The organism is Cellulophaga omnivescoria (assembly GCF_001999725.1).
GTDB classification, from domain to species: Bacteria; Bacteroidota; Bacteroidia; order Flavobacteriales; family Flavobacteriaceae; genus Cellulophaga; species Cellulophaga omnivescoria.
Window position 1 is genome coordinate 96,403 of the sequence record NZ_MDDP01000050.1, and the last position, 26,916, is coordinate 123,318.

Genomic DNA, 26,916 nt, shown 5'->3' on the forward strand with positions numbered 1-26,916 from the left:
AGCCGTTAAACAAATGTATTGCTTATCTTAACAAGATAAACTGTTTTTTATGAACTGGATACTGCTGTTAGAAATACTATACGTGCCCTTATTACTATTTACTTGTCTGCGTATCATTTACGATACTAGAGGCACAACAAAAACACTTGCTTATTTATTAAGCGCAGTGTTTTTGCCTTTTTTGGGTATTATAATTTATTTTTCATTTGGCATAAACTATAGAAAACATAAAATGTATGCTAATAAATTTTTGTTAGATACAAAACAAAAAAAAGTTTTAGAAAAAGAAATAATAGCTCATTCCAAAGAAGTATTAGAAAATGGCAATGAACCCGCTAAAAGTAGAGCGGAGTTGGTTAATTTATTACTTAAAGACACCGCCAGTCCACTTACTAATAACAATACAGTAAAGCTTTTAATAAATGGTGAAAATAAATTTCCAGAGGTTATAAAAGCCATTGAAAAAGCGAAACATCATATCCATATTGAGTATTATATTTTTAGAGATGATAAAATTGGAAATACGTTAGAAAAGTTACTTATTAAAAAAGCTAATGAAGGTGTAAAAATTAGATTTATTTATGATGATTATGGTAGCTCTGAAATTAGAAAAACATTAAGTAACAGATTAAGAGAAGCTGGCATAGAAGCCGTACCTTTTTACAAAATAAAATTAATTGCATTTGCCAATAGTCTAAATTACCGTAACCACAGAAAAATTATTGTTATAGATGGTAAGGTTGGTTTTGTAGGGGGCATAAATGTTAGTGATAATTATGTTAATAAAAACAATACCACAGACGCCGTTTTTTGGAGAGATACACATTTAAAATTAGAAGGTCCGGCAGTAACTTATTTACAATACATATTTTTGTCTGATTGGAACTCTTGCTCTAACCAAAACCACATCTTAAAAAAAGAAATGTATGTACCATTTAATTCATTTACATACACAGACACAAAACTGGTACAAATTGCTGCTAGCGGTCCAGATTCTAACTCTCCCACAATACTGTACTCTATTTTACAAGCTATATATTTAGCCGAAGAAGAAATTTTAATTACAACACCTTACTTTATTCCTGGAGAAAGTTTATTAGATGCATTAAACATTGCCGCTATGAGTGGCTTAACAGTAAAACTCCTTGTACCCTTTGAGTCAGACACCCTTTTAGTTAACGCCGCATCTAGAGCATACTACAGAGAAATATTAAATGCTGGTGTAGAAGTGTATCGTTATAAAAAAGGATTTGTACACGCAAAAACCATAGTAACAGATAAAAAAATAGCCATAATTGGTACAGCAAATATGGATACTAGAAGCTTTGAACTTAATTTTGAAGTTAATGCTATTGTTTATGATAAAGAAATAGCTACTGAGTTAACCCAAATTTTTTATCACGATCTTTTAGATGCAGAACAAATAGACAAAGAAAAATGGATAAATAGACCTTGGTATATTAAATTAGGAGACAAAATTGCAAAACTACTATCTCCAATGCTGTAAACTACTGTTTTTTAGATTTTTATAACATAAAAAATCAAAAATATTGTTTACCTTTATTCTTCAATTTTTTTACAATTTTAATTTATTAAATATGAGAGCCTACTTTATGGTAAGTTTTAAAAAAGATGTATAAAAAGTAGTGGCTTTTTTCCCCACAATTTAGTTATTACTTTTTAGCATCTTTTATTTAAATACTCATTTTATCTTTAAAAATATAAGATTGTCTTCTAGACACCTCAACTTCTTCACCTGTGTTCATAGTTAGTTTAAGCTTACCATTAAACCAAGGAACAACATTAGCTATATAATTTACATTTATAATTTGCTGTCTGTTTACTCTAAAAAAGTTGTGATCTGGTAATTTCTCTTCTATTTGGTTTAAGGACTTGTAAAGCATTGGTTTTTCACCTTTAAAATATACACGAGTATAATTGCCTACAATTTCAAATAAAGAAATATCTCCTATTTTTACCAACCAACATTTGTCGCCATCTTTTATAAAAATCTGACTACTTTCTGTTAGCTTCTCTTTAGCCTCAGTAGAAACGTTTTCCTCCTTACTCTCTGCTGTAGCGCCTTCTAACTGTACTTTAACTTTTTCTATAGCCTTTGCAAAACGTTTTGCATTAATAGGTTTTAAAATATAATCTAAAGCATTATACTCAAAAGACTTTATGGCGTATTCATCAAAAGCGGTAGTAAATACTGTTATAGGCACATTGTCCAACATTTCTAAAAGCTCAAACCCATCTTTTTCTGGCATATTTATATCCAAAAATAGCAAGTCTGGTTGTGCTTCATTAATTAGTTGGTATCCTGCATCTACATTCTCTGCTTCACCAACAATTTCAATATCGCCGTGGTTTTTTATCAATTCTTTTAGCTCATTTCTGGCTAACCTAGAGTCTTCTACAATAACTGCTTTAATCATACTCATACCATTGGTATTTTTATATTTGCTACTACCTCATCATTTACTTCTTCTAAAGAAAACTCTGCCAAGTTTCCGTATAACAACCGTAGACGTTGTTTTATATTTTTAAGTCCTAACTGTGTAGAGCCTTTTGCTATTTTTAATTTACCTGTATTACGCACTATTATATGTAAATAATCTGGAGTTCTGTTTGTTATTAGTGTAATTGTACCACCTTTAATTAAGTTTGCAATACCGTGTTTTGCTGCATTTTCTACCAACAATTGTATAATCATTGGTGGTATAGATACCGAAAGTGAGTTAGGGTCTACTTCTTTAACAAATTCTAATCTATCTTCAAACTGAATTTTAGATAAGGCAATATAGTTTTCTACCATATCCACTTCTTCTTCCAAAGCTATAGAATTAACATCATTTTTAATTAAAGAATACCTAAGCATTTCAGACAATTTAGTTAGCATTTCTCTAGACTTACTAACATCTTCTAACATTAAACCTCTAATATTGTTTAAGCTATTAAACATAAAGTGAGGATTAATTTGTCCTTTTAAGGAGTTTAATTGAGACTCCTTTAAACTTCCTTCTAACTTAAATTGCTTTAACGTAATATTTTTATTGTAATCGTAGGCTTTTATGACCAATACAATAAAAATCCATATCACAAACATAGCCGAGAAAAATGGTATGTTTGTTAAACGCATAAACCAGTTTATAGTATCTGTTAAGTTTTTATCTGTTTGGAAATTAGAAATATCCTGAACCACATCTAGCATTGGCCATAAAATTAAAGAGTAAACTATTTGTACTCCAATAAAAAGCAATACCAAACTAACAACATTTCTCTTTTTAAGATTACCAAATGTTATGTGTTTTTCTATATAATACAGCAATATAAAAGACATTGCATACGCTAGTAAGCCACAAGCAATACCCTCTGCTATTAAGTAACCTATATAACCGTAGTATCCGTTTTGGTCTGCATATTCTAATCCGTAAGACACTTTGTCAAAAGTAAGTGTAGATAATATTAAAATTAACCACCCTATTAGGGCAAAAACCCAGTATTTCCAGTTATTTATAAGTTTCATTAAATTTTATTCTAATACATTAATACGCTAATAAAAGCTATTTATTTTTTGGCTTAAGCGATAATGTTTAAAATTACGACAATCAATAATTCTGCTAGTAGTATCATAATGTTTTTTTTTAGATTGATGGTTAATAGTTGATTAGTTGTTTTTTTAAAATCCTAAATGGTACAGAAGTTTACCAAAGTTGTAACCTAATCCAAAAAGTAATACAAGAGCAAAAGTGCTGATTAAAATACCGTAAGCAATTGCATTTACTTTTTGGGTTTGGGTTGTTGGTTTCTGCATAACTGTTAGTTTTTAAAAATGATGATTTTGATTGATGAACTATTTATTAATGAACTGTTGTTGATTGATTGATGATTTGTTTTTTGATTGATGATTCAAAAATAAAATAGTTTAAAGGTCTTTTTAGGTAATTTATGATGAGCGGTAGTATTTAAAACCTAAACGGTAATACACGCTAACACCTTGGTTTATTATACAAATAACTGTACAATAGCACCGCCTAATTTGTAGCCTACGTGGTATACTGGCACTATTGCTATAATGCTACATATTAATAAGGCTTTAATTTGTTCTGCTTTTTTGATGATTGCTATTCTATTTTTCATAATACAAAAATTTAAGGTTATTATTAGTTGTTTAATTATGATGTAAAGGTATAGCAGCTTATCCCTAAAAAAATCCGTTTTATGACAAACGGTAATTTAAGATTAGCGAACGGTAATTTTGAATAATTGAATTGAAATTGCTGTATTTACAGCACATAACTACCTAGTTTGCAACAAACAAACTAATAGTTATTTTACCTTAGGAGGGTATTTACTTAGCGCTTTTTCTACTATTTTTAATAGTTTTAGCTCTTTAGCATCGGGAGTTTGGTTTTCTTTATAACCACTTGTACTTACAGCTTGCCATACAAGCGCATCTCTTTGTACATCTATAAAATCAAAAGTAATTTGACGTTCTAATTGTGCACCTCCAATAGGTAAACCTACAGATAAGCCACCGCCAATATTGTTGCCACCACCACCTAAACCAACACCAACAGAGTTGTTTGGTGCTCCTTTATATATTTGTGCCGTAATATTAATATAAAGTTCTGGCTCTTCTGCCAACTTAAAACCTTTGGTGCGCATTACATCTTCTACTGCATTTAATAAACGTTTGGTGTCTAAATCATTTAAACCCGTGTTCATATCCATATAAAAACCATAAGTGGTGTATGCTGTAAAATCTAAATCCTTATCATAATCATAATTTACACGTACAGCATTACAAGAAACTAGCAGTATAATTAACAGTAGAGATATATAATTTTTCATTGGTATATTATTAATAGTCTTATTAATTATACGGTACAAATAAGACGTATGGCCTTTTAAAGTTATCAAAAAGATTTAATAACACCCTAAAATATAACTTATTAATTGTTTAGCTGTTGCCACAATTTATCTTTTAACTCTTGTAATCCTTGCTGTGCAACAGAAGAAATAAACATATAAGTAGCACCGTCTAAATCTTTGTCTAATTCTGCACTCATTTCAGCAATAAGCTCATCATCTAACATATCACTTTTAGAAATTACAACAAAGCGCTCTTTATCTATTAGCTCTGGGTTGTACCTCTTAAGTTCATCTAACAGTATTCTATATTCCTTTCCAATATCTTTACTATCTGCCGGAATTAAAAATAACAATGTAGCATTACGTTCTATATGTCTTAAAAAATAATGACCAAGACCTTTACCTTCTGCGGCACCTTCAATAATACCAGGAATATCTGCCATTACAAAACTCTGAAAGTCTCTGTATTTTACAATTCCTAAGTTAGGTTTTAGCGTGGTAAATTCATAATCTGCAATTTTTGGTTTTGCAGAGGTTAGCACAGATAGCAATGTAGACTTACCTGCATTAGGAAAACCAACTAAACCTACATCTGCCAAAACTTTTAGCTCTAAGGTAATTTGCATTTCTTCGCCAGGTAAACCAGGTTGTGCGTACCTTGGTGTTTGGTTGGTACTGCTTTTAAAGTGCCAGTTACCACGGCCTCCTAAACCACCTTTTAGTAGTATAACCTCTTCTCCGTGTTCTGTAACCTCTAGTACAATTTCGTTAGTTTCTGTATCTCTAACAACTGTACCTAGTGGCACATCCATAAACACATCTTCACCATCTGCACCAGTACTACGGCCTTTACTACCGTGTTCCCCGTGCCCAGCTTTAAAATGCCTTTGTACCTTATAATTTAATAAGGTCCATAAGTTTTTATTGCCACGTAAAATAATATGACCGCCACGGCCACCATCACCACCATCTGGACCTCCTTTGGTAATATACTTTTCTCTATGCAAATGCACAGAGCCTTTACCTCCGTTACCAGAAGAAACCGTCATCTTTACATAGTCTACAAAATTACCTTCGGTCATTGTTTTAGGTTATGGAATTAATATTATCTGTGTTTTTAGGTTTATAAAGTATCTATTACTTTACTTAACCTAGCTGTAATTTCTTTTATTTCTCCTATACCATTTACGGTATGAAACTTACCTTGCTTATCATAATAAGCCTGTAATGGGGCTGTTTTTTGGTTGTATTCTTCAAACCTGTTACGAATTTTGCTTTCGTCTTGGTCATCCGTTCTTCCACTTACTTTACCACGTTCTAATAAACGCTGTATTAAAACTTCATCATTAGCATCTAAAGCAATTGTAGCATCTATCTTCATATCTTTAGTAGATAAAAAGTTGTCTAATGCTTCAGCCTGTGCAGTTGTTCTAGGAAAACCATCAAAAATAAATCCGTTTGCTTCAGGATTTTTTTCTACTTCTTCCTTTAACATATTAATAGTTACCTCATCTGGTACCAACTCACCCTTATCTATAAAAGACTTAGCTAACGTACCCAATTCTGTACCATTTTTTATATTGTAACGAAAAACATCTCCGGTAGATATATGTTTTAAATTGTACTGTTCTTTTAAAAAATTTGCCTGTGTGCCCTTGCCAGCTCCCGGTTTCCCGAATAGTACAAGATTTATCATATTATTTTGATTTAGTTGATACACTTCTCTTAGGTTTCTACCAAGCTCATTATAATCTAGCCCGTAACCTACAATAAATTTATTTGGTATTTCTATACCTACATAGTCTATGTTATACTCTCCAGAATATACAGATGGTTTATAAAATAATGTTGCAATTTTAAACTCCTTAACATTACTATTGCTAAACATATGTACTAGCTGTTTTACAGTACGTCCTGTATCTATAACATCTTCTAGTATTATTACGCTTCTGCCTTCTATAGTGTCAGACACGTCTATAAGTGTTTCTACAATACCAGTAGAAGATAAGCCACTGTAAGAACTTAATCTAACAAAAGAAACTTCACAATTGTGTTGGTACTCTTTTAATAAATCTGCTACAAACATAAAAGAACCATTAAGTACACCAATAAATACTGGAGTCTCGTTTTTATAATCATTGGCAATCTGACCTGCAATTTTTTTTACTGCAGCTAATATTTCTTGCTCTGTTAAATAAGGTCTAAAATATTTGTCGTGTAGCTTAATCAATTGAATGTTCTTTTAGTAAAAGCGCAAATATACCATTTTGATTTCTCTTTTTAGGATATACAAGAGCAGTTTTAAGATTTAAGTGTATTTTTGTTACCAAGTTAACAATACTGCTAAAATTACAAAAATGAACTTTTTTTCTTCAGATTTTAAACTTGGCATCTTAGGTGGTGGCCAATTAGGAAAAATGATGCTTTATGAAACCCGTAAACTAGACATATTTACTAAGGTTTTAGAGGCCTCAGAAGATGCACCGACTAGCATTGCCTGCAACCAATTTGTGAAAGGTGATATTTTAGATTTTGATACTGTTTACAATTTTGGAAAAACTGTAGATGTACTTACCATTGAAATAGAAAATGTAAATTTATCTGCGCTTGAAAAATTAGAAGACGAAGGCAAAAAAGTTTACCCACCGACTAGTGCTCTGCGCGTTATACACAACAAGGCTACCCAAAAGTTGTTTTATGTAGACAATGCAATACCTACTGCAGATTTTACCAGGTTTGCTTATACAAGTGAAATTAAGGATAGTGTAGAAAATGGAGGTTTAGCTTTTCCGTTTGTTTGGAAATGTGCACAATTTGGGTACGATGGTCAAGGTGTAAAAGTTGTTCGTAATTTTTCTGATTTAGAAGGGTTGCCAAATGTAGAGTGTATTGCTGAAGAAATGGTACCGTTTAAAAATGAACTTGCGGTAATTGTTGCACGTAGTAGTAACGGTGAAGTTAAAACATACCCTGTGGTAGAAATGGAATTTCATCCAGAAGCTAACCAAGTAGAGTATGTTATTTGTCCTGCTAGGATACCAGATGACGTTTCAGAAAAAGCACAAAAAGTGGCTTTACAAGTAGCAGATAAAATAAAACACGTTGGTTTATTAGCTGTAGAAATGTTTCAGACTAATGAAGATGAAATATTAGTAAACGAGGTTGCACCTAGGCCACACAATAGCGGACATTATAGTATTGAAGCAAGCTACACCAACCAGTTTGAGCAACACATACGTGCTATTCTTGGTTTGCCTTTAGGTAACACAAAAAGTAAAGTTGCTGGTATTATGGTAAACCTAGTTGGTGCAGAAGGGTACACTGGCAATGTTGTGTACCAAAATATGGAAGACATTTTAAAATTAGAAGGTGTTACACCACATATTTACGGTAAAAAACAAACAAGACCTTTTCGTAAAATGGGACACGTAACTATTGTAAATAAAGATATAGATAAGGCTCGGGAAATAGCAGAGCAAGTAAAAAATACAATTAAAGTAATAAGCGAATAAATTATGAGCAAAGTAGCCGTAGTAATGGGAAGCACAAGTGACCTTCCTGTAATGCAAGACGCAATAGATATTTTAAAAGGATTTGATATTGAGGTGGATGTAGATATTGTTTCTGCACACCGTACACCAGAAAAATTATTCGACTTTAGTAAAAATGCACACACAAACGGTTATGCAGTAATTATTGCAGGTGCAGGTGGTGCAGCTCACCTACCTGGTATGGTTGCATCTATGTCTCCTTTACCTGTAATTGGTGTTCCTGTAAAAAGCAGTAACTCTATAGATGGTTGGGATTCTGTTTTATCTATATTACAAATGCCTGGTGGTGTACCTGTTGCAACAGTAGCTTTAAATGGCGCAAAAAACGCTGGTATATTGGCTGCACAAATTATTGGTGCATCTGACAAATGTGTATTGGATAAAATAATTTTTTACAAAGAAGGATTAAAACAAAAAGTTATTGAAGGAGCTGAAAAAGTTAAAAGTATAAAGTAACAATTACAGTATACCTTTTTAAAACTTCTCATTATTCTAATAAGTAAAATATTAATAAATGAATCCATTATTATCCACTTTTGATACTGCACCGTTTTCCAAAATTAAAAATGAGCATTTTATGCCTGCTTTTACAAAAGCTATGGCAGATGCAAGAGCAGAAATAGATGCTATAACAAATAACACCAACACTCCTACATTTAAAAATACTATTGAAGCTCTAGATTTTGCTGGTGAGCAATTAGACCGTATCTCAAGCGTATTTTTTAATTTAAATTCAGCAGAAACTAATGAAGAAATTCAGAAAATAGCACAAGAAGTTTCTCCTTTATTGTCTGAGTTTGGTAACGATATTACTTTAAACGAGGCTTTATTTAAAAGAGTGAAAACCGTTTATAAGCAAAAAAATAGTTTAGACCTAACTGTAGAACAACAAACGTTGTTAGATAAAAGATACAAAGGCTTTAGCAGAAACGGTGCAAACTTGGCTGATGATAAAAAAACAAGACTTAGAGAAATAGATGCAGAATTGTCTAAACTTAAACTAAAGTTTGGAGAAAATGTATTGGCAGAAACCAATAAATTTAAAATGCATTTAACTAATGAAGAAGATTTAGATGGTTTGCCAGAAGGTGAAAAAGAAGCTGCTGCGCAACTAGCCAAATCTAAAGACTTAGATGGTTGGTTAATAACATTAGATTATCCTAGCTATATACCTTTTATGAAGTATGCCAAAAACAGAGAACTTCGTAAAAAATTATCATTAGCCTTTGGCAGTAAAGCGTTTAAAGGTGATGAGTTAGACAACCAAGAAAATGTACTAAAAATAGCAAAATTACGCCACGAACGTGCCAATTTACTTGGGTATGCAACACACGCAAATTTTGTATTAGAAGAACGTATGGCAGAAACGCCAGAAAAAGTACATTCTTTTTTAAATGAATTATTAGTAAAAGCAAAGCCAGCTGCTGAACGCGAGTTTAAACAACTAGAAGATTTTGCCAAAGAGTTAGATGGCATAGACCAATTGCAAAAATGGGATGGCGCCTATTACTCAGAAAAACTAAAACAAAAGTTGTTTAGTTTAGATGATGAGATACTAAAACCATACTTTAAACTAGAAAATGTAATTGCTGGAGTATTTAAAATAGCCGAAAAGTTATTTGGCTTACAATTTAAAGAAGTTACCAATGTAGATAAGTACCATAAAGATGTAAAAATATATGAGGTGTATGACGCAGATAATACTTTTGTGTCTTTATTTTACGCAGATTTTCACCCAAGAGCAGGCAAACGTGGTGGTGCTTGGATGACATCGTACAAACCACAATATATAAAAGACGGTGTAAATGTACGCCCGCATATATCTAACGTATGTAATTTTACAAAACCTACAGACACTAAACCATCGTTATTAACTTTTAACGAGGTTACTACATTGTTTCATGAATTTGGTCACGGTTTACACGGTATGCTTGCAAATACTACTTACCCAAGTTTATCTGGTACATCTGTGTATTGGGATTTTGTAGAGTTACCAAGTCAGGTTTTAGAAAACTGGTGTTATGAAAAAGAAGCTCTAGAACTTTTTGCTACTCATTACCAAACAGGAGAAGTAATACCAATGGAATTGGTACAAAAGATAAAAGAATCTGCTACTTTTCAAGAAGGTATGCAAACATTACGCCAATTAAGTTTTGGCTTGTTAGATATGTCTTGGCACGGTGTAGATCCAACAAACTTTACAAATGTAAAAGCACAAGAAGAGAAAGCTTTTACAGGTACAGATTTATACCCTAGCACAGCAGAAACGTGTATGAGCACTGCTTTTTCTCATATTTTCCAAGGAGGATATTCTTCTGGATACTACAGTTATAAATGGGCAGAAGTTTTAGATGCAGATGCATTTGCTTACTTTAAAGAAGAAGGAATTTTTAATAAAGATGTTGCTACTAAATTTAAAGACAATGTACTGTCTAAAGGTGGTACAGAAAACCCTATGGTATTATACAAACGCTTTAGAGGTGCAGAACCAAAGGTTGAAGCTTTATTAGAAAGAGCAGGACTGTTATAGTCCTAATTATTTATAAAGCACAAAGCAGGATAATAGTTATTAATTATCCTGCTTTTTTATTTTTGCAATAGTAATAACTGCTTATTCTTCTTCATCTAAATCTACGTCTGCACTAACAAGTGCTAACGCTTCATCTTCTAAAATTTCTTTAGCCTCTTCTGTTTCTTCTACTTCAGGAACAGAATCTTTTATTTCGTTAAATTTATGAATACGATCTAGTTCTCCTTCTTCACCAGAAAAATAAGGAAAAACATCCATTATTGGAGACTCTGTAATAGATGGTATAGTATATTCTCCCATAGTATCTTTCATTACAGCAACCGTATTATCATAGGCTTCTTTTACATCATTAGCTTGCACTAATAAATACATATTGGTTTTACGCTCTTTACCACTTTCTTCATCAAAAGCAATTAAAGAAACTTTACTTTTAAACCAACGATCTGTATTTTCAAAAGGATGAATTTCTGCAAAATTAGCAACCTTAATGTTTGTAATTTTAAACTCGTCACTAATGTAAGCTTTCATTTCCTCATTAATTCTAGTTTCTGCCTCTGTATAAGAAATTGCATCTACCAAATAAGGTTCTGTTGTTACTTTTTGAGCTCCTGTGTCGCTCATTTTTCTATATTTTACTTTGCATTCGTACCAAGTTGCGCTCATAATTTTTCTGTTTTTTGGGAAGCCAAATATAACCGTTACAAAAAAAAATAGATTGTAAATGCGCAAATAGATATTCACAATTTAAATATAAAAAACGTAGTGTTCTTATAACAAGACAGTTGAACACTAAACTTTTAAAATAGTTTTTGTGTTATTGCTAAACTTGACTTAAATAAGTCATAACACATCTTAAAATAGCCGTGTTATTTATTGCTTAATTGTACTTTTGTAGTTCATAATTTACACTCAACTATATACGTGTAATTAATAGGTCTTTAGTACGACAAAATAAAGTCCAAAAAACTGTTACTTTCTTAAAATAACAGCAACAAAAAGAAAAAAATGTCATCAAAAAAAATAGCATATTCGGTTTTAGAACTCGCCATTGTATCTAAAGGCAGTTCTTTACAAACCACGTTTAAAAATAGTGTAGATCTTGCGCAAAAAGCCGAAGCCTTTGGCTACAAGCGTTTTTGGCTTGCAGAGCATCATAACTCTATAACTATTGGTAGTTCTGCTACTGCAGTTTTAATTGGTAATGTTGCAGAAAACACAAAAACAATACGTGTAGGCTCTGGTGGTATTATGTTACCAAACCACTCACCTTTAATTGTTGCAGAACAGTTTGGTACACTTGGCACACTGTACCAAAACCGTATAGATTTAGGTTTGGGGAGAGCTCCTGGAACAGACCCAGAAACGGCACACGCCATAAGAGCAAACCATACACAAGCAGCACACTCTTTCCCTGAAGAAGTAGCACAAATACAACAATATTTTTCTGCAGATAACAAAAAATCTAAAGTTAGAGCTACTGTTGCCGAAGGTGTTCATGTACCTTTATATATTTTAGGCTCTAGTACAGATAGCGCACATTTGTCATCTAGAAAAGGATTGCCTTATGCTTTTGCCAGCCATTTTGCTACTGCTAAGTTGCACGATGCTTTAAAAATTTATAATGAAGAATTTGTACCATCTAGTTCTTTAGATAAACCATACACTATGGCTGGTGTAAATGTTATTGTTGCAGATACCGATGAAGAAGCAGAAAATATATCTACATCTTTGCTTAAAATTATTGTTGGTTTACTTACCAACCAAAGAGATTTTATGCTACCTCCTGTAAAAATGACTGATGATTTACGACAAATGTTTAAACACCCTGCTGTAGACCAAATGTTAAAGTATTCTTTTATAGGAAGCAAAGCAACTGTAAAAAAACAGATTAAAGAATTTTTAGAACAAACACAGGTTAATGAGCTTATTGCTGTAACAAACATTTATGACCATACAGATCGTGTAAAATCATACAAATTATTTGCAGAAATAATGAATGAAATAAATTTAGAGAAAGAATAAAAGTAAGTTTTTTTTGTTTTGATAAAGCAATTTTTTGAATTTGTATTTTCACTGTAATCCGTGTATATAAATTTGGGAAGTTGCTTTATTTTTGTTTTAAACTTAACAGAATGAAGTCTAAACTCCTATTGTTATTACTATTCTTATTAGTACACTTGCAAAATAGTGCCCAAAATAAAAAAGTTTTATTAGAAGAAACCATTACAAATGTTATTATAGCTTTTAGAGAGAAAAACACAAAAGCCATAAACAACTACGTCTCTAAAGAAAATGGTATTACTATACTTGTTAAATATGGTGTTTTAAACAATTACAAGATTATAGACTCTCTGAATTTTAAAAATCCTACACCTAATTACTTACCCTATGCAGAACCTGTGTCTAACGCTAAAATAACTTATAATACATCACCTACTTTTGATTGTAACACTTACACTTGGTCTACAAAAGGATTATTTTGTGATACATTAAAAACAAATGCTCTTTTATCTAATACCATAAAAAATTTAAAGTATGAACTAAGTTCTACAACTTACAGTAATGAATTAAAACGAGCTTTAGATTTAGAAAAAATTAGCTACAGAATTATTTTGGTTGATAAGAATGACGAAGACTTAATTTTTTACTTAAGCTATATAAATAAAAAATGGATGTTAACATTAATAGACCGTGTAACTACAGATTGTAGCGCATAAAAAAACTAAGGAAATGAAACATTTACAACTTGTCTTTATACTTATCTCATTTTTGTTTTATAATTCTTCTATTGCTCAGCACAATGATAGCATAAACTGCTACAAGAAAGTGAATAAAAAAACAAAAATGCTACAAAAAAGCACCTACACAAAAGCAGTAAAAAAAATTGGAAATACTTTTGAACAATATAACTACACTTTGCAGTTTAAAGAACTATCATCTATTTTAAACAACAAAACAATAACTAAACATTTTAAGCATACTAACAGTAATGCAAACATTAAAATACGTGAAGCCAGCTTTAAAGCATGTAATGGTAGTTTTATAACAGTTTATTACAAACAAAAGAATAATAAATGGTATCCGCTAGAGTGTTTAATTTCGCTTTAGATAAAATTAATATGGTATAACATTTATATTCTTTGCCTCTAACTGTGCTACCAACTCTTCTGAAAAATGTAAAGAATTAGTAGTTTCTAAACTAGGCAAAAACTTAATGTCTTCAATAGATTTTACATCAAAACTATCATCCTCTCCGCTCCAAAACGGAATTAATTGGGCGTAAATTTCATCTCCTCCATCGGGCAACAACTCTACAATATCTAATAATAGTGTGGCCGGAATTGGTAATTTTTTAAAATAAGCAGCAACTTCAGGAATAATAGCATACCCTTCTTCCTCTATATCAATTTTACGGTCTTTGTAATTTTTTGCAAAAAAGTGCACATTAAACTTTGGATATAAAACCTCATCTACATACATCAATTTATTTATAACCATTAATTTAAAGTTAAAGTCAGACTCAAAATAACAGTCCCCACTTGGCAATTGTTCTAATTTATTTTTAACCTCATTATTGTACAATGCCTGATTTTGTAACTCTAATTTTATAATCTTTGTTGGTATTTTCAATAATGAAGCCGGAAGCTCTACAAAAGAGTTTTTCTTTAAATTAAGCTCTTTTAAATTTGTAAGATTGCAAATACTATCTGGTAACGAGGTAAGCTGTGTTTGCTGCAGATCTAAAACCTCTAATTGTTTAAGTTTCCCAATCCAATTTGGTAAGGTTAAAAGAGGATTATTATTTAGCCTTAACACTTTTAAACGTTTTAATGTGACTAAACTCTCTGGTAATTCTGTTATTTTATTGTTAGACAAGTCTAACTCTTCTAACTGGTTTAAATATTTTATTCTTGATGTTATTCTGTTTAATGATGTATTAGATAAATTAAGGGTTTTTAAACCTGTAATTTTTACAACTGATGACCATAATGGACTTTTATTACCCGAAAAATCTAAATATTTTAAACTTTTTATTTTCTCTAAGTTAGGAGGCAACCCATTTAATGGCACACTGTAGTAATCTCCATCTCTAGAAATAGTTAAAGACACCAAATAGTTAAACTTGTAAATTTTATTAATTAAGTCAGGGGCTATTAAACTCACATTGCGCAATGTGAGTTCGTTAAGTGATTTTAATTTTAAAATTCCTGGATATAAATGTTGTACTGTTTGATTAGCTACTGATAAACACTTTAAATTAGTACAGGAAAAAATACCTTGAGGAAGCTCAAAACCATAACCGTAGTATAATTTTTGAGTAGCTAAGCCAAAATCGTTTTCGCTATTTAACTCCCAAATATCTGAATAAAATTGCCTTGGTTTTTTTTCTATATATTTTAAAACTTCTTTATGGTATGCAGATAAATCTACTTTTTCTGCATTAGGATTTGTACTATTGTACGGGTCTGATGAACAATAACCGTAAACCTGATCTTTAGTAGTTTTTCCTAATCTTTTTTTTAGCTCTAAACGCAAACCAAACCTAGTAATTAAAGCATCGTACAAATTTTGCATTTCTTCTGGCGCACTACGCTTAAAAAACGATTTTCTTTTAACTTTTAAAAACTGTTGAAAAGTAGCCGCATCAAAAGCTATTACCTGACACAAAAACATAAATTCTCCTTTTTTTGCTGGATTATGTGCAGGTCTGGTTGGTGGTAAAATTTGACAAACGGAATACACTTCTCCACCTTTTAAATCATCTTCTTTAAAAAAAATATCGCCAAAAGGTGAAACTTTCAGAACCTCCCTTTCTTTAAAGTCCTGAAATAATGCATCTAAAATTAATTCTTCCAATGGTTAGTTGTGTTTAATTTATTTTTGCTTGATACAAAAACTACTCTACCTCTAACAAGGTTTTAGCAGTAATTTTTGCATTGCTATTTTTATCCCAAATTTTTATTTGCCATTTTACCGGATTGCTAATAGCTCCTTCTGTTATAATTAAAGAAGCCTGTATAGATTGTTGTACTAATGCGGGGTTTATTTTTTGATTTAAAAACATATCTGGTTGGTCTAGTACAACACGGCCGTTATCATCTTTAACAAGCATTGTCATTCCTATTTCTACAGTACCATCTTTTTTAGTAAATCCTTCTAGGCCTTCAAATATAAACAACATTTTATCATTAAACCCAACTTTTCTATTGGTAATCACAGACTTACGGTCTGGAGAAAACAAATAAGCCTCCCCATACCCTAATTTTTCTGTATTAATCGTAATATTTGGATCTTTTATTAAATCTATTTCTAAACTAGAGGTAAGTATGCCATCTCCTTTTAAGTCTGTTAAAGTATAAAGCATAGTATAGGTTTCTTCAGAAAAAATAGGGGCAGCAAAACTTACTTGTCCTATTAAATCTTTCATACTTAAATCTAAACCACTTGCTGAGTTTTGTATTAAACTTGAGTGTTTTAAAACCGTATCTCCTTTTTTAGATATTACAGCAACGGCTAAGTTTGGATAATATTTACCGTTTTCTTCTGTAAAACCGTCTACAGAACTAAAAGTAGTAACTAAAGTTTTACCATAAATTAATGTATTATCGTCTAAGATCTGGTCATCTAAAGTAACTTCTACCTCATCTACATTTATACCGTCTCCTTTAGTAATTAAACCTATACTAAAGTTTTTTTTTACAGATTTGTTAAAACTACATGATGCAGATAACGTTAATAATATAGTTGTAATAGCTAAGCATATTATTGTATTTTTTTTCATAAGGTGAGTGTTTTCTGGTTATTTTTTATTTTTAACTAAATTGGATATCCTCCTAAGGCCTCTTTTACATATATATTAAACTCTTTACGAACCTTTTTAAAGTCTAGATTATGATACTCTGCTACTTCTTTTAACTTCCCTTTTACTTTTAATTGCTTAGTAAAATAAACACCTGCAAAAACCAATAATACTGTTATAAATATGCAGCATATTAGAATTACGGATGTTTTTATAGTGTTATAATCTGAGTAAGAATAAGATTTACCTGCTATAAATACATTGTATAACAACACTAATGCTCCAAAAAGCAGCAGAACATAGCGAATGTACTTTGTACTAGACATAAATTTTAGGTATTCCTCTAATACCTCTTTAAGCTTTGTTTCTGGTATTCTCTGTAATACTGATAGTTTATTTTCTTCTGATTTCATTACTATGATATTAATATTGTTTTTTATTCCAAGCTGGCGCTAAAGAAATTAGCTTAACGTCTTTGTGTAAAATTGGCATTACTTTAAACTTTATATTTTGATCTGCTTTAAAATTAAATTGATGCTCCTCTTCTACTCCATTATCAGTTAACAACTCTATTGTATTATTTTTATAATAAGCATACGTACCATCTGCGTTTAAATTAAAACCCAAATAGGTAATGTCTTTAATTGTATTGTAACTTAATTTTATGGTGGCGTTAAGCGTATTATCTTTTTCATAAACCTTTTTAGATATTAAAGTTAAACCTTGTAAAGAGTCGTCTAAAGATGTTTGTTCCATAGCTAATTTTAAACCAGCAGTAGCAGCTTCTTCTTGCCCTTTAATTGTAGATAAATTATGTTGCTCTATCGTTATTGCTTTAGACTCTACATCTACAAAAAACACTGTATCTGTGCTTACCAAAGGAACTTCTCCTTGTAAAAAAAAGCTAATTATAGCCATCACTAAAGATTTTACTTCTACCATATTTTATTTCTATTTTTAAGGAATTGTACTTAGTTCATCTAAAACCCAAATTTTATTTTGTTTTACAAATCTAAATGTATGTTGGCCACCTTCATGAAACTTAGTTGGTTTTGTGGTAGTTACTAAAACCTCTATATAATTAACGCCATCTATTGCGTGGTTTACATATATAGTTTCGCTTTCTACTAAAAGTCCAATAAAGTTATGTGTAAAAATTAGGTTGTAATCTTCTGCTATAAAAGTATCTACAGGGATGTAAATTTTAGTAGTGTAAAGTGCACTGTACCAATCCTCCTCTGTATCTCTAAAAGTAGTTAGTTCTTTTTCTTCTTCTGGAGTATTCTCTAAACAGGCATAACATCTAATTTTTAAAGCAGACAACCGTTTAAATTTTACAGTGTCTTTTGTTTTTAAGGTTGATAAAAAAGTAGCCCACACTTGTTTCATTTCTTTTAAAGAAACGTCTTCTGTTTTTTGCTGTGCACAAACTATGCTAACAACAAACAAAAACATTAAAACAACTATATTTTTTACCATAACAATTGTACACCAATTAATTTACCGCAATTTACAGCAATACATTGTTAAATACCTCCCTTTTTATAGGGATATTTGTAATACATTAGTTTATATAACTACTTAATTATAAGCATACAAAATTCTTCTATTTTAAAAAGAACAATCATTATCCTTCATTTGTAAATACGATGCTACTTTGTTAGCGCAATTTGTATTATTAGGACTTATTTTTTCATCTAAAACCCTATATTTTACTGTAATTCTAGCAGATTTAGGTACCCTAGCTATGTTTTTAGCACACCCAAAGTTTAATATAAGAAGAAAAAGAAGAGTTTTTTATTCTACTTTTTATAATTAAATACATTAACTTTTATGGTAAACTACCAGTAAGTGCCTACTAAAAACGTCATACGTATAAAGGCTACAACACTGTCTTTAGTTAATTGTAAAGGAGTTTCTAAACTGGTAACCTCATCACCATCTACAAAAACTACAAATAAACCATCTTTAAAAGCTAGTAATACATTATCTATAGCTTCTTGTTCTACAGCTAAATCTTTATTTGCTAAATCTCCAAAATCTACTTTACCCCTTTGGGCTTGGTCTTGTATTTCTGCTGGACTTAAAAAGCCAACCACATTAACCTCTACCCTTTTTTTATTAAAAGCTTCTACTTGGTTTTTAACACAACCTACCAGTAACTGTTGCAAGTTATTAGGAGTTGCATCTAAGGTTAATGGTATTTGTTTTACCTTTTTTTTACCTAGTCTTTTAAGTTGTAGTGTTAGTTGTGGCATATGTGTATTTTGTTTTTTGGCGCGTTAGGGATTGGCGTGTAAAGCCCACAGTGCGTTAGCACGAGGACTTGCAACAAAAGCCCGCCCCACCTTAAGTGGGGAACGCCCTTATTATTTAAAAATTAGCTATTTATTTGAGCTAAAATGGTTGGATCTTGTATTTTGTTGTCTTCGGACAAAAGTTTCATTTTAGAGATAATTTCTGCCGATTTAGGATCATCATCTACAAAGGGTAAAAACATACGTCCTCTGTGCTGACTATGTACAGGAATTATAGATAATTGTATGCCATTTTTACTTACTTGTCCGCTTCCTAAATGTATGCTATATTCACCCAAAGTACCTGCAACCAGAATGTGGCGCTCTTTAACTGTAATGTTTTTAAGTTTAAACAGCTGTGCAGACTCTGTTGCTAATGCAGCACGCATTTGCATAGTGCTATGGCTAGCTTCTGGGTCTACACCACCAACGTGGGCAACACTTACCACAAGGTCTATGTCTCTCATAATTTCGCTAAAAACTACTGCCGGCACATCTTTTAAAGGAATTGGCTTGTAATTTTCTAAGGAATAAAATACAATGTGCTCTAAAGTTGGCGCCTCTATATCTGCTGGCGAAAACCAGTCTGCCATGGCATACATTGTTGCCATAAATCCTTTTTTATGATATACTTTTTGTAACCCGTCTTCATGACTAACCGTCCAACCACGACCACGTAATAATGCCACGGTTTTTTGTGGTTGAATTTGGTGCCCTTGGTAACGTTCTGATTTTGACCCTAGCTCCAGCTCGTCTTTAGTAACCAAATATAGCTCTCTAAATACTTGCTTAAACGGCTGCACCAAACGCTCTGCAAAAAGGTGTTTTTGGTACAAATCCCACTGTACGGCTTTGTATAGGTGAGATGGATGTGCAATTACCAAGACATCATCTTCATTTAAAATATGCCTTTTACCTTCTGTATCTGTTAGCACTCCGTCTGCATAAAAACCAGAGATTTGCTTATCTGGAGCAAACAATACCAATTTGCTAAGCATAACTTTAACTATTGGGTGTTGCATTATTTTGTGTATCTCTGCTGCGGTAAACTTGTCTTCATTTACCATTGCATTTTCTAGAGACAAACGAGTTCTACTATATTGTTTAGACAAGTAAGACTTGCCTTCTTTTAAGGCCAATACTTGCTTGTCTTTTTTATACTTAGCTGGTATAGACTTTTGTTTTTTATTGCCTTTAGTAACTATAATGTCTGTTTTACCATTGTCTGTAATTACTAGTTCTATAACGGCATCATCAAACTTTAAAACAGCATTTTCCATTATTGCTAAAGTTGCTTTACTCTCCATAGCCCAACTGAAACGTACACGATCTTGAAAACCTGCGTTTCTAGACAGGTTGTCTAATGCAATTTCTACAGCATTTTTCTCGCTCTCTTGACGCTGAGCACCAAATTGCTTACTTTCTTTTAAAAACTCTTGCAATAGGTTGTATCGTTTTAATAAATCTTTTTCTGGAATGGTTTTACTAAGCGGAATTAAACCTAATGCACGCACATAGTCCTTATCTCTTTTTTCTTTAATTTTCTTTAGTGTTTCAGTAATTTTAACCTCACCAAGCATTACACTAGAGTATAGTTTTACTTGTCTGTGCCCATTACCATCTGTAATATACTTGGCAGCATCATGCAGAATTTTCCAATTGGCTTTTCCTATACTTTTGTATACTTTATTAAACCAGTCTATATCTATGGCACCAATTGCAAAGTCGGACTTTGGAATGTTAGAATACCTAGAAATAATGGTTTCTTTTTCGCTACTCATATAATCTGATGCATGTGCTTGAAACCACCAGACAGCATCTTCTAGTTTTTCTAGTCCAAGATACTCACCAACAAAACCTGCCCATTGCGTTGCATAGCAAGCAAGCTCTACTAATCTTTTCTTAGGAATTTTAGCTTCATCTGCAAGTGCTACAAAGTCTGCATAACTTTCTGTTTCTTTTAAGGCACTCTTTTTTAATATAGAACTAAAAGTAGATTTTTTGGTGTCTCCATAATAGCTATAACCACGCTCAAAAGTATCTTTACCCATACGCTGTAGCACCTTAAAAACATAGTCTACACCTTCTATTTTTGAAAAACTAGAAATATAAGCTGTAGCATCTGTTGCTAAATCTCCACGCTCTAACTCTGTAGAAAGTATGTTTGTTTTTAAAGCATTTAAAACTCCGTACGGAACCAAGTCTACATCTAAATTACCATTACGTATTCTGTAGTTTTGTACGCCATCTAAAATAGACATTAACTCATTTGAGTTTAAAGCCTGAAAAAGTAAATCGTCTTTAGTAATTAGGCCTTTTTGATACAAAACCAATGAAACATCTAAAAGCGGTAACTGTAAACCTCTATCGGTTTTTCTTTTTTCTGTAATTGCAGCAATATTTGCAACTGAATTTGGATAACCAATATACTGAGCCATAATGTACATTTTTATATCCCAGTATTTTTTTAGTTGCTTTAAATCTCCAAATTTTATAAGTTCTTCTTCATTTATAACAACCACTAAACCATTTATAACATCTACCCAATTATAATTGTTATACCTATAACCTTCACCATAAGTGAATTTTTCTTTTTTTAGCCTCTCTGGAAAGTTTGCAATGGCGTCTTCCCACATACTTAATTTAAAGCTCAATACGGCAGGCCTATCTGCAAAAGCCCTAAACAAGCGTCTTAAAATTTTAGTATACCTAGCGTTTGTACTGTAATAACTACGGTCTGCAGGGTCTAATTTTATACCCTCTAAGTTAGGAGTGTATTGTTTTACATAGTCTTGAAGCTTTTTGTAATTGCTATAGGGAGCAGTAAATGTATTTATGTACTTAATAGCTGCATACATTTCAAAATCGTTTAACTTACTATCATTATACCATTTTATCCAAACATCTGCTAAGGGTATATTATGTAGATGTTCCTCTGCAGACATCTCTGCTCTAAACTTTTTAATTTCATGAATTGTGTTGGCTATTAAAGTTGTTGTTATACTACCATCATAAGCCTCTAATTTGTATTCGTAATTTCTATGTTCATAAACCAATGCTATTAAATTATTTATAGCACTTATTATTTTACGCTCATTTATAAAATTACTAAACTTAAATTTTGCTGTAGAAATACCAAGTTTACCAAGAAAACCTTTACTGTTATTAAACTGAGCTTGTGGTGTATATAATGGTGTTAGGTTATTATAATCTACAACACCAAACCCATTACTATAGGTGTATCCTATTTTAGTTTTAGAAAACTTATCTAAAAATACACTTTCGTTTTTAGTAAATTTAGGTCGCTCTTTATACAAGCTAATTTGTTCTTCTACAAATTCTGGATATTGCTCTTCTTCCTCTATTAAGGTTAGTATTTCTAAAGCAGCCAAACGTTTATCTACTGCTTTAGCTGTAATTAAATTTTGTGTGCTATTTTTAAAAACACCCTCTGGTTGTTTAATTAAAAGTTTTATTAAGCCAGAACGTAACGTTTTGTTTTTACGACCAAATAAATCTTCCACTACATCTAAATCTTTTTGGTATAAAGGCATATGATGAAAAACGGTTAAACCGGTAGACATTACAGACTCGTTTCTATCCTTAATTGCTTGGTGTGCCAATTGTCTACGCCACGCATCTTTAGATAAAATAAGTGTACCTGGCTTTTTACTTCCGTAATTATAACCAAAAGAATATGTATAGTGATTTGGAAATACTTTTCTAATGTAACTTTCTCTAATTTCTGATGGTAGCTTATCTAAATCATTAGATAATAATTGTAATTGCTCCTCTGATGCATTATTTACTATAAGCGTGTAAAAATAATTTGGTGTTACAGTAAAATTGTTCCAAGAGAATACCATACCTTGGTAACTTTTGCCATCTTTAGGTAAAGACTGCGCCACAGTTTGTATTCTTGCAAAAAGTTCGTTGTTTATTTCTATTGCTGGTAAATTTAAGCTTAACCAGTAATCTAAAGCTGGGTTATTACCCAACTCTTTTTTGTAATATTCTACTATAGATTTATTTGTACGTTCTGTTTGTTTTACAAAATATAGGGCTAGTAATTTTTTATCTAGTTTGTCTGAGGTATATACAATATCTAAAGCCTTTTTATTAGCAACATCTACATCTACTAAACCAATTACCCAAAGACCAACGTATACCTCTAAATTATCATTGCTTTTTAATAAGTTTTCTACATTTTTAAGATTTAAAATATGAGCCTCACTTAGTTCTAAAATTCTTTTTATAGTAGATTTTTTAGGTGCTTCCCAACCAAAACCAAACCAAGTATCTACTGCTCTTACTACACTACTAAAGCGCATTAAATCGTTATCTAAAATTACTTTAATCATATATTTTAGAGCCCCAACACTGGTTTCATCTAGAGATTCTAAAATAGTTTGTCTTAAACCTTCTTGGCGTTGTGCTGCCAATAGCAACTTAGAAACTAGCTCCCAATTTTCTTCCTTCTGGGTTAATAATAATCCCTTTATTATATCTCTACTAACTCCACCTATTTCATCTTCTGCCTGAAAAACATCTTTAACAACATTAATAACCAGCTCTGGCTTGTGCTGTAAAACTGTTGCAAAAAAGTAACTGTTCTTATAATCAAAATAAGTACTGTACTGGAACTGTTCTACCAAGGATAAATTACCAAAACCACGGCGACTTAATTTTAAAAAATTTCTAAAAAAATTAAGTTTATTGTACAAATGTTCTGTATTAGGCTTAACTCTAAAAGCCCTTCTATTATAACCCGTTTGGTACGGTAAATAATCAAATAAGCTCCACATAGCTGCTAAATATGGTGCTTGTACTTCTCCGTAAAGCAAAATACCCAAGCGCAAACCTTCTTTTGTTGTCCATGGATTTACAGTTGTAGGATCATCAAAAACATTAGAAAATATGGTTAATGTCTCATGTCTTTGTTTAGGGTTAAGCAAATCTGCAAGTAACAATCCTAATACCTCATACTTGTAACTAAATTGTTGAAAATCGTTCTCTGTTAAAGCCTCTTTTTTATGCTTTTTTACGTATTCTTCTGCTTTTTCAAATGGAATCATAATAGGTTTTATTCTTTTCTAAATTTAGGCTTTGTTTACAATGGTTTAAATATAAACTAAGTCTTTAAGTTCTTATTTTGTTTCATCTTAAAACTTTTGCAAATTATTAAGACTAAAAACATTTTTTATCCCTGAATTATGGGATATTTTAGCTCCACTGAATACCGTTAGAAAACCTATTTACTTATATTCTAAGTTTGTAAGTCTAAAAATTTAATTATTGCAATGCCAAAAACAACAAATACCCCTGTTTTTAATTTTTTTGAAATTGAAAAGTCTTATAAAACTATTAAAACCCACAACAACTATCCTGAGGATTTTTATTATGAAATTTTTGTAATTGCAAAGACTACAGCAGACAAGCAAATTAGAACCGAATGTGCCAATATCATAAAAAAACAGGCACCAGAAGCTTTACAACTCGCTTTTAAGAGTCGAAAAAAACTCACCCAAAAAGGAGGGATAAAATCTGTAAACGCAAGACTAATTAGCATTTTAGAATATGGATTGCTTTCAGAAGACTTAGACCTGTTTAAACTCTATAGCCTTATTAGTAGAGCGCCAGAATTGGGATTATACAGTTTCTCGAAAGAGTTTTTGGTTCAGTTGTTAGAACATCCTGAAATTTTAGGACGCTTTAATGGGATTGAAAGTCTAGAGATTCATTTAAAAGGCGAAGGCAATACCTATGATAATATCCTTAATGAAATACCAAAACTAACAGCTTTAAAAACATTGGATTTAGAAGGTGAGTTTGAACAATTACCTGAGGCTATTGGTAATTTACCCAATTTAAAAAAATTAAAGCTTGTAGTGCCTTGTTTAAAAAGGTTCCCCAGTACAATGTCGCAATTAACTTCTTTGAAAAAATTAGGTATTGAAGGGGCTTACTGGTCTAGAAACTCTACTGACAACCTGAATTTAAATGACTTTAATTGGCTTACAGCGCTAACTAAATTAAAAGCGTTGAAACTACAATATGTTGGTGTTCAAGATTTGTCTAAAGTCGTGTTTCCAGAATCCTTAAAACGTATGGATTTATTTAGCCTGGATGAATTAACAGCATTACCTAAAGATGTTAGTCATTTAAAGCAACTAGAATGGTTTATGTTGCTGTCCAAAAGCATAACAAGCCTACCAAATGGTTTTGAAGATTTACCCAAATTAGAACATTTTGAGCTGATAGCACCGAAGATAGATACCATATCAGCGGCCTTGTTTTTTGGAGATGCGTCCAAACCTAAATTGGTCACTAAAATAGGTAATAGCAATATTAACATTGCACCTATGACTAGGGAAACCCAACAAAAAACAATAGAATTAAACACGCCTAAATTGTTGAATTACGTTTTAGATAATGCCTCGTTTTTTACTAATTTAGAAACTATAATTGTAAACTGTGAAGCTCCTAAAATAGAAAACACAACAACATTAGCTGCATTTAAAAACCTAAAACACCTTACTTACAGGCTAGAGCATAAATTAGATTGGTTATTTAAAGGCATAGAGCAATGTTTAAAATTAGAATCTTTAGAAGTGTATCGTTCTAAAGAATGGCACCATAAAGATGAGGAAGCACCAGTAACAATCTTCCCCAAAGTATTTTTAACAATAAAACAGCTAGAGAAACTTGTTGTAAAAAATGCAAGTGCACTGGTTTTAAATACTGATTGCTTACCTAAGCATATTACCAATTTAACTATTTCTGAAATTAAAGGTATAGAAGCGGGATCACAACCGTTTAATGTGTTTAGTATGGAAGTTAAAGCAACTCAAATACTCAATTTACAGCAATTTCACACTATAATTAGTGCTGCTAAATTTAATCTTGGACATAGAAATAATGATGTAGAAAATGTTTTAAATTTTGAAACTTTTAGGCATCCAGAAAAAATTGAATCTTATGAATTTACAAGTGATGCAAGTAAGCTTGACAGCTTACTTAAAACTTTAGTAAATTTAAAAAGTCTTAGCATCACATTTAATAAAGATAACCCTGAACAAAACAATGCTTTAACTGCCTTTAAACACCCAAATCTAAAAGTATTAAGAATAGATGATTATAACGGAACTACCCATGCCTTAGAGCGTTTATTAATACACACACCAAACCTTGAGTTTTTAGGGATATTTGAAGCCAAAGGTTTTGATACTTTTCCTGCTGTAAATTTGCCTCAGCTTAAAAAGTTAAGAATGCAGAGTGTAGCTCTTAAAACCATAGACAACCTAAACGTTGATACTATAGAAGCTGTAAAACTGATACATTGTGATCATATTAACGATGAAAGTATTGAAGTGATATCGTGTTGGAATACTTTAAAACACCTTTGGTTAGAAGGTTTAGATGAAAATGGAGGTATATATCCTGAATCAATTTCTGAATTAAATTTAGAAACACTTTTTATTAGAGCACACAATAGAGAAGAAAAAATTCCAACCTGGATTTCGAATCTAAAAAATCTACGTGTTTTAGGAATAAATAACTTTAAACAAGTTGTTTTACCGGTAGAATTAGCCACATTAACACAGCTTGAAGTATTAAGTATTAGTGGTTGTGAATTTTCAGAAAAAGTATCTGACGATTTTAAAAATCTTAACCTACTAAAATTAGTGTATTGGACCTCTAAATTTAATGGAAGTAATATGAAATCTGAACTTTACGAGCCATTAGAACATAAATTAGTGTCTCAACGTAATTTTGATGAGGAAGATAGTGAAGTGCCTTTTAAAATAGAACTATAATCATATTGTTAATATTTTTAATCTTATTTAAAAGCACATAATA

23 protein-coding genes are annotated in these 26,916 nt (G+C 31.5%); 8 read left to right on the top strand and 15 right to left on the bottom strand.

Going from position 1 to position 26,916, the window contains the following annotated elements; all coding sequences use genetic code 11:
- Window positions 1-49 precede the first annotated feature (49 nt).
- Entirely contained in the window at window positions 50-1,507 is a 1,458-nt protein-coding gene (gene cls / locus BFJ87_RS15750) for a cardiolipin synthase (RefSeq protein ID WP_077406826.1), read from the top strand.
- A 187-nt stretch (window positions 1,508-1,694) separates the two neighbouring features.
- On the opposite strand, the gene BFJ87_RS15755 is transcribed toward cls, so the two are convergent.
- From BFJ87_RS15755 to BFJ87_RS15775, 7 genes are all read right to left on the bottom strand, one after another.
- On the bottom strand, window positions 1,695-2,444 hold the full coding sequence (locus BFJ87_RS15755) for a LytR/AlgR family response regulator transcription factor (protein ID WP_077406829.1): 750 nt from the start codon (window positions 2,442-2,444) through the stop codon (window positions 1,695-1,697).
- The gene (locus BFJ87_RS15760; protein WP_077406832.1) at window positions 2,441-3,529 is read right to left on the bottom strand and encodes a sensor histidine kinase; all 1,089 of its coding nucleotides are present in this window, start codon (window positions 3,527-3,529) and stop codon (window positions 2,441-2,443) included. The genes BFJ87_RS15755 and BFJ87_RS15760 overlap by 4 nt, the downstream gene beginning before the upstream one ends.
- 153 nt (window positions 3,530-3,682) lie before the next feature.
- A complete protein-coding gene (locus BFJ87_RS17105; RefSeq protein WP_262487739.1) occupies window positions 3,683-3,817 on the bottom strand; it encodes a hypothetical protein in 135 nt (44 codons plus the stop codon).
- Between the two features lie 191 nt (window positions 3,818-4,008).
- Complete coding sequence (locus BFJ87_RS17110; RefSeq protein WP_013621682.1) at window positions 4,009-4,143, bottom strand: hypothetical protein; 135 nt, start codon at window positions 4,141-4,143, stop codon at window positions 4,009-4,011.
- Between the two features lie 189 nt (window positions 4,144-4,332).
- Window positions 4,333-4,857, bottom strand: coding sequence for a DUF4136 domain-containing protein (locus tag BFJ87_RS15765; protein WP_077406836.1), 525 nt, complete (start codon window positions 4,855-4,857; stop codon window positions 4,333-4,335).
- Window positions 4,858-4,958: 101 nt separating this feature from the next.
- Complete coding sequence (gene obgE / locus BFJ87_RS15770) at window positions 4,959-5,960, bottom strand: GTPase ObgE (RefSeq protein WP_077406838.1); 1,002 nt, start codon at window positions 5,958-5,960, stop codon at window positions 4,959-4,961.
- A 41-nt stretch (window positions 5,961-6,001) separates the two neighbouring features.
- Window positions 6,002-7,108, bottom strand: coding sequence for an adenylate kinase (locus BFJ87_RS15775; RefSeq protein WP_077406841.1), 1,107 nt, complete (start codon window positions 7,106-7,108; stop codon window positions 6,002-6,004).
- A 127-nt stretch (window positions 7,109-7,235) separates the two neighbouring features.
- Here BFJ87_RS15775 and BFJ87_RS15780 point away from each other — a divergent pair, with 127 nt between their 5' ends.
- From BFJ87_RS15780 to BFJ87_RS15790, 3 genes are read left to right on the top strand one after another with little or no spacing between them, the layout of a single operon-like run.
- Entirely contained in the window at window positions 7,236-8,390 is a 1,155-nt protein-coding gene (locus BFJ87_RS15780) for a 5-(carboxyamino)imidazole ribonucleotide synthase (protein ID WP_077406844.1), read from the top strand.
- A gap of 3 nt (window positions 8,391-8,393) precedes the next feature.
- On the top strand, window positions 8,394-8,885 hold the full coding sequence (gene purE, locus BFJ87_RS15785) for a 5-(carboxyamino)imidazole ribonucleotide mutase (RefSeq protein WP_077406847.1): 492 nt from the start codon (window positions 8,394-8,396) through the stop codon (window positions 8,883-8,885).
- A gap of 58 nt (window positions 8,886-8,943) precedes the next feature.
- Window positions 8,944-10,959, top strand: a complete 2,016-nt coding sequence (locus tag BFJ87_RS15790; protein WP_077406850.1) for a M3 family metallopeptidase — start codon at window positions 8,944-8,946, stop codon at window positions 10,957-10,959.
- 81 nt (window positions 10,960-11,040) lie between these two features.
- Here the strand turns inward: BFJ87_RS15790 and BFJ87_RS15795 are convergent, their stop codons facing one another.
- Window positions 11,041-11,622 carry a DUF4494 domain-containing protein gene (locus BFJ87_RS15795; RefSeq protein WP_077406853.1) on the bottom strand — a complete coding sequence of 194 codons (582 nt, stop codon included), beginning with the start codon at window positions 11,620-11,622 and terminating at the stop codon, window positions 11,041-11,043.
- Window positions 11,623-11,964: 342 nt separating this feature from the next.
- On the opposite strand from BFJ87_RS15795, the gene BFJ87_RS15800 reads away from it, so the two are divergent.
- The 3 genes from BFJ87_RS15800 to BFJ87_RS15810 all read left to right on the top strand — a co-directional run bounded on the left by BFJ87_RS15800 (window position 11,965) and on the right by BFJ87_RS15810 (window position 14,067).
- Window positions 11,965-12,981 carry an LLM class flavin-dependent oxidoreductase gene (locus BFJ87_RS15800; protein WP_077406856.1) on the top strand — a complete coding sequence of 339 codons (1,017 nt, stop codon included), beginning with the start codon at window positions 11,965-11,967 and terminating at the stop codon, window positions 12,979-12,981.
- Between the two features lie 110 nt (window positions 12,982-13,091).
- On the top strand, window positions 13,092-13,676 hold the full coding sequence (locus BFJ87_RS15805) for a hypothetical protein (protein ID WP_077406859.1): 585 nt from the start codon (window positions 13,092-13,094) through the stop codon (window positions 13,674-13,676).
- Window positions 13,677-13,689: 13 nt separating this feature from the next.
- Window positions 13,690-14,067 (top strand): hypothetical protein, encoded by a 378-nt coding sequence (locus tag BFJ87_RS15810; protein WP_139344269.1) that lies wholly within the window; start codon window positions 13,690-13,692, stop codon window positions 14,065-14,067.
- A gap of 6 nt (window positions 14,068-14,073) precedes the next feature.
- On the opposite strand, the gene BFJ87_RS15815 is transcribed toward BFJ87_RS15810, so the two are convergent.
- The 7 genes from BFJ87_RS15815 to BFJ87_RS15845 all read right to left on the bottom strand — a co-directional run bounded on the left by BFJ87_RS15815 (window position 14,074) and on the right by BFJ87_RS15845 (window position 24,131).
- Window positions 14,074-15,816, bottom strand: coding sequence for a leucine-rich repeat domain-containing protein (locus BFJ87_RS15815; RefSeq protein WP_077406865.1), 1,743 nt, complete (start codon window positions 15,814-15,816; stop codon window positions 14,074-14,076).
- 40 nt (window positions 15,817-15,856) lie between these two features.
- Window positions 15,857-16,741 (bottom strand): hypothetical protein, encoded by an 885-nt coding sequence (locus BFJ87_RS15820; RefSeq protein WP_077406869.1) that lies wholly within the window; start codon window positions 16,739-16,741, stop codon window positions 15,857-15,859.
- A gap of 35 nt (window positions 16,742-16,776) precedes the next feature.
- The gene (locus BFJ87_RS15825; protein WP_077406872.1) at window positions 16,777-17,172 is read right to left on the bottom strand and encodes a hypothetical protein; all 396 of its coding nucleotides are present in this window, start codon (window positions 17,170-17,172) and stop codon (window positions 16,777-16,779) included.
- Between the two features lie 10 nt (window positions 17,173-17,182).
- Window positions 17,183-17,701, bottom strand: a complete 519-nt coding sequence (locus tag BFJ87_RS15830; RefSeq protein WP_077406875.1) for a hypothetical protein — start codon at window positions 17,699-17,701, stop codon at window positions 17,183-17,185.
- A gap of 15 nt (window positions 17,702-17,716) precedes the next feature.
- Complete coding sequence (locus BFJ87_RS15835; RefSeq protein ID WP_077406878.1) at window positions 17,717-18,238, bottom strand: hypothetical protein; 522 nt, start codon at window positions 18,236-18,238, stop codon at window positions 17,717-17,719.
- Between the two features lie 362 nt (window positions 18,239-18,600).
- Window positions 18,601-19,017 (bottom strand): hypothetical protein, encoded by a 417-nt coding sequence (locus tag BFJ87_RS15840; RefSeq protein ID WP_077406881.1) that lies wholly within the window; start codon window positions 19,015-19,017, stop codon window positions 18,601-18,603.
- 122 nt (window positions 19,018-19,139) lie between these two features.
- Window positions 19,140-24,131 (bottom strand): DUF4132 domain-containing protein, encoded by a 4,992-nt coding sequence (locus BFJ87_RS15845; protein WP_077406884.1) that lies wholly within the window; start codon window positions 24,129-24,131, stop codon window positions 19,140-19,142.
- Between the two features lie 225 nt (window positions 24,132-24,356).
- Here BFJ87_RS15845 and BFJ87_RS15850 point away from each other — a divergent pair, with 225 nt between their 5' ends.
- The gene (locus BFJ87_RS15850) at window positions 24,357-26,873 is read left to right on the top strand and encodes a leucine-rich repeat domain-containing protein (protein ID WP_077406887.1); all 2,517 of its coding nucleotides are present in this window, start codon (window positions 24,357-24,359) and stop codon (window positions 26,871-26,873) included.
- Window positions 26,874-26,916: the final 43 nt, after the last annotated feature.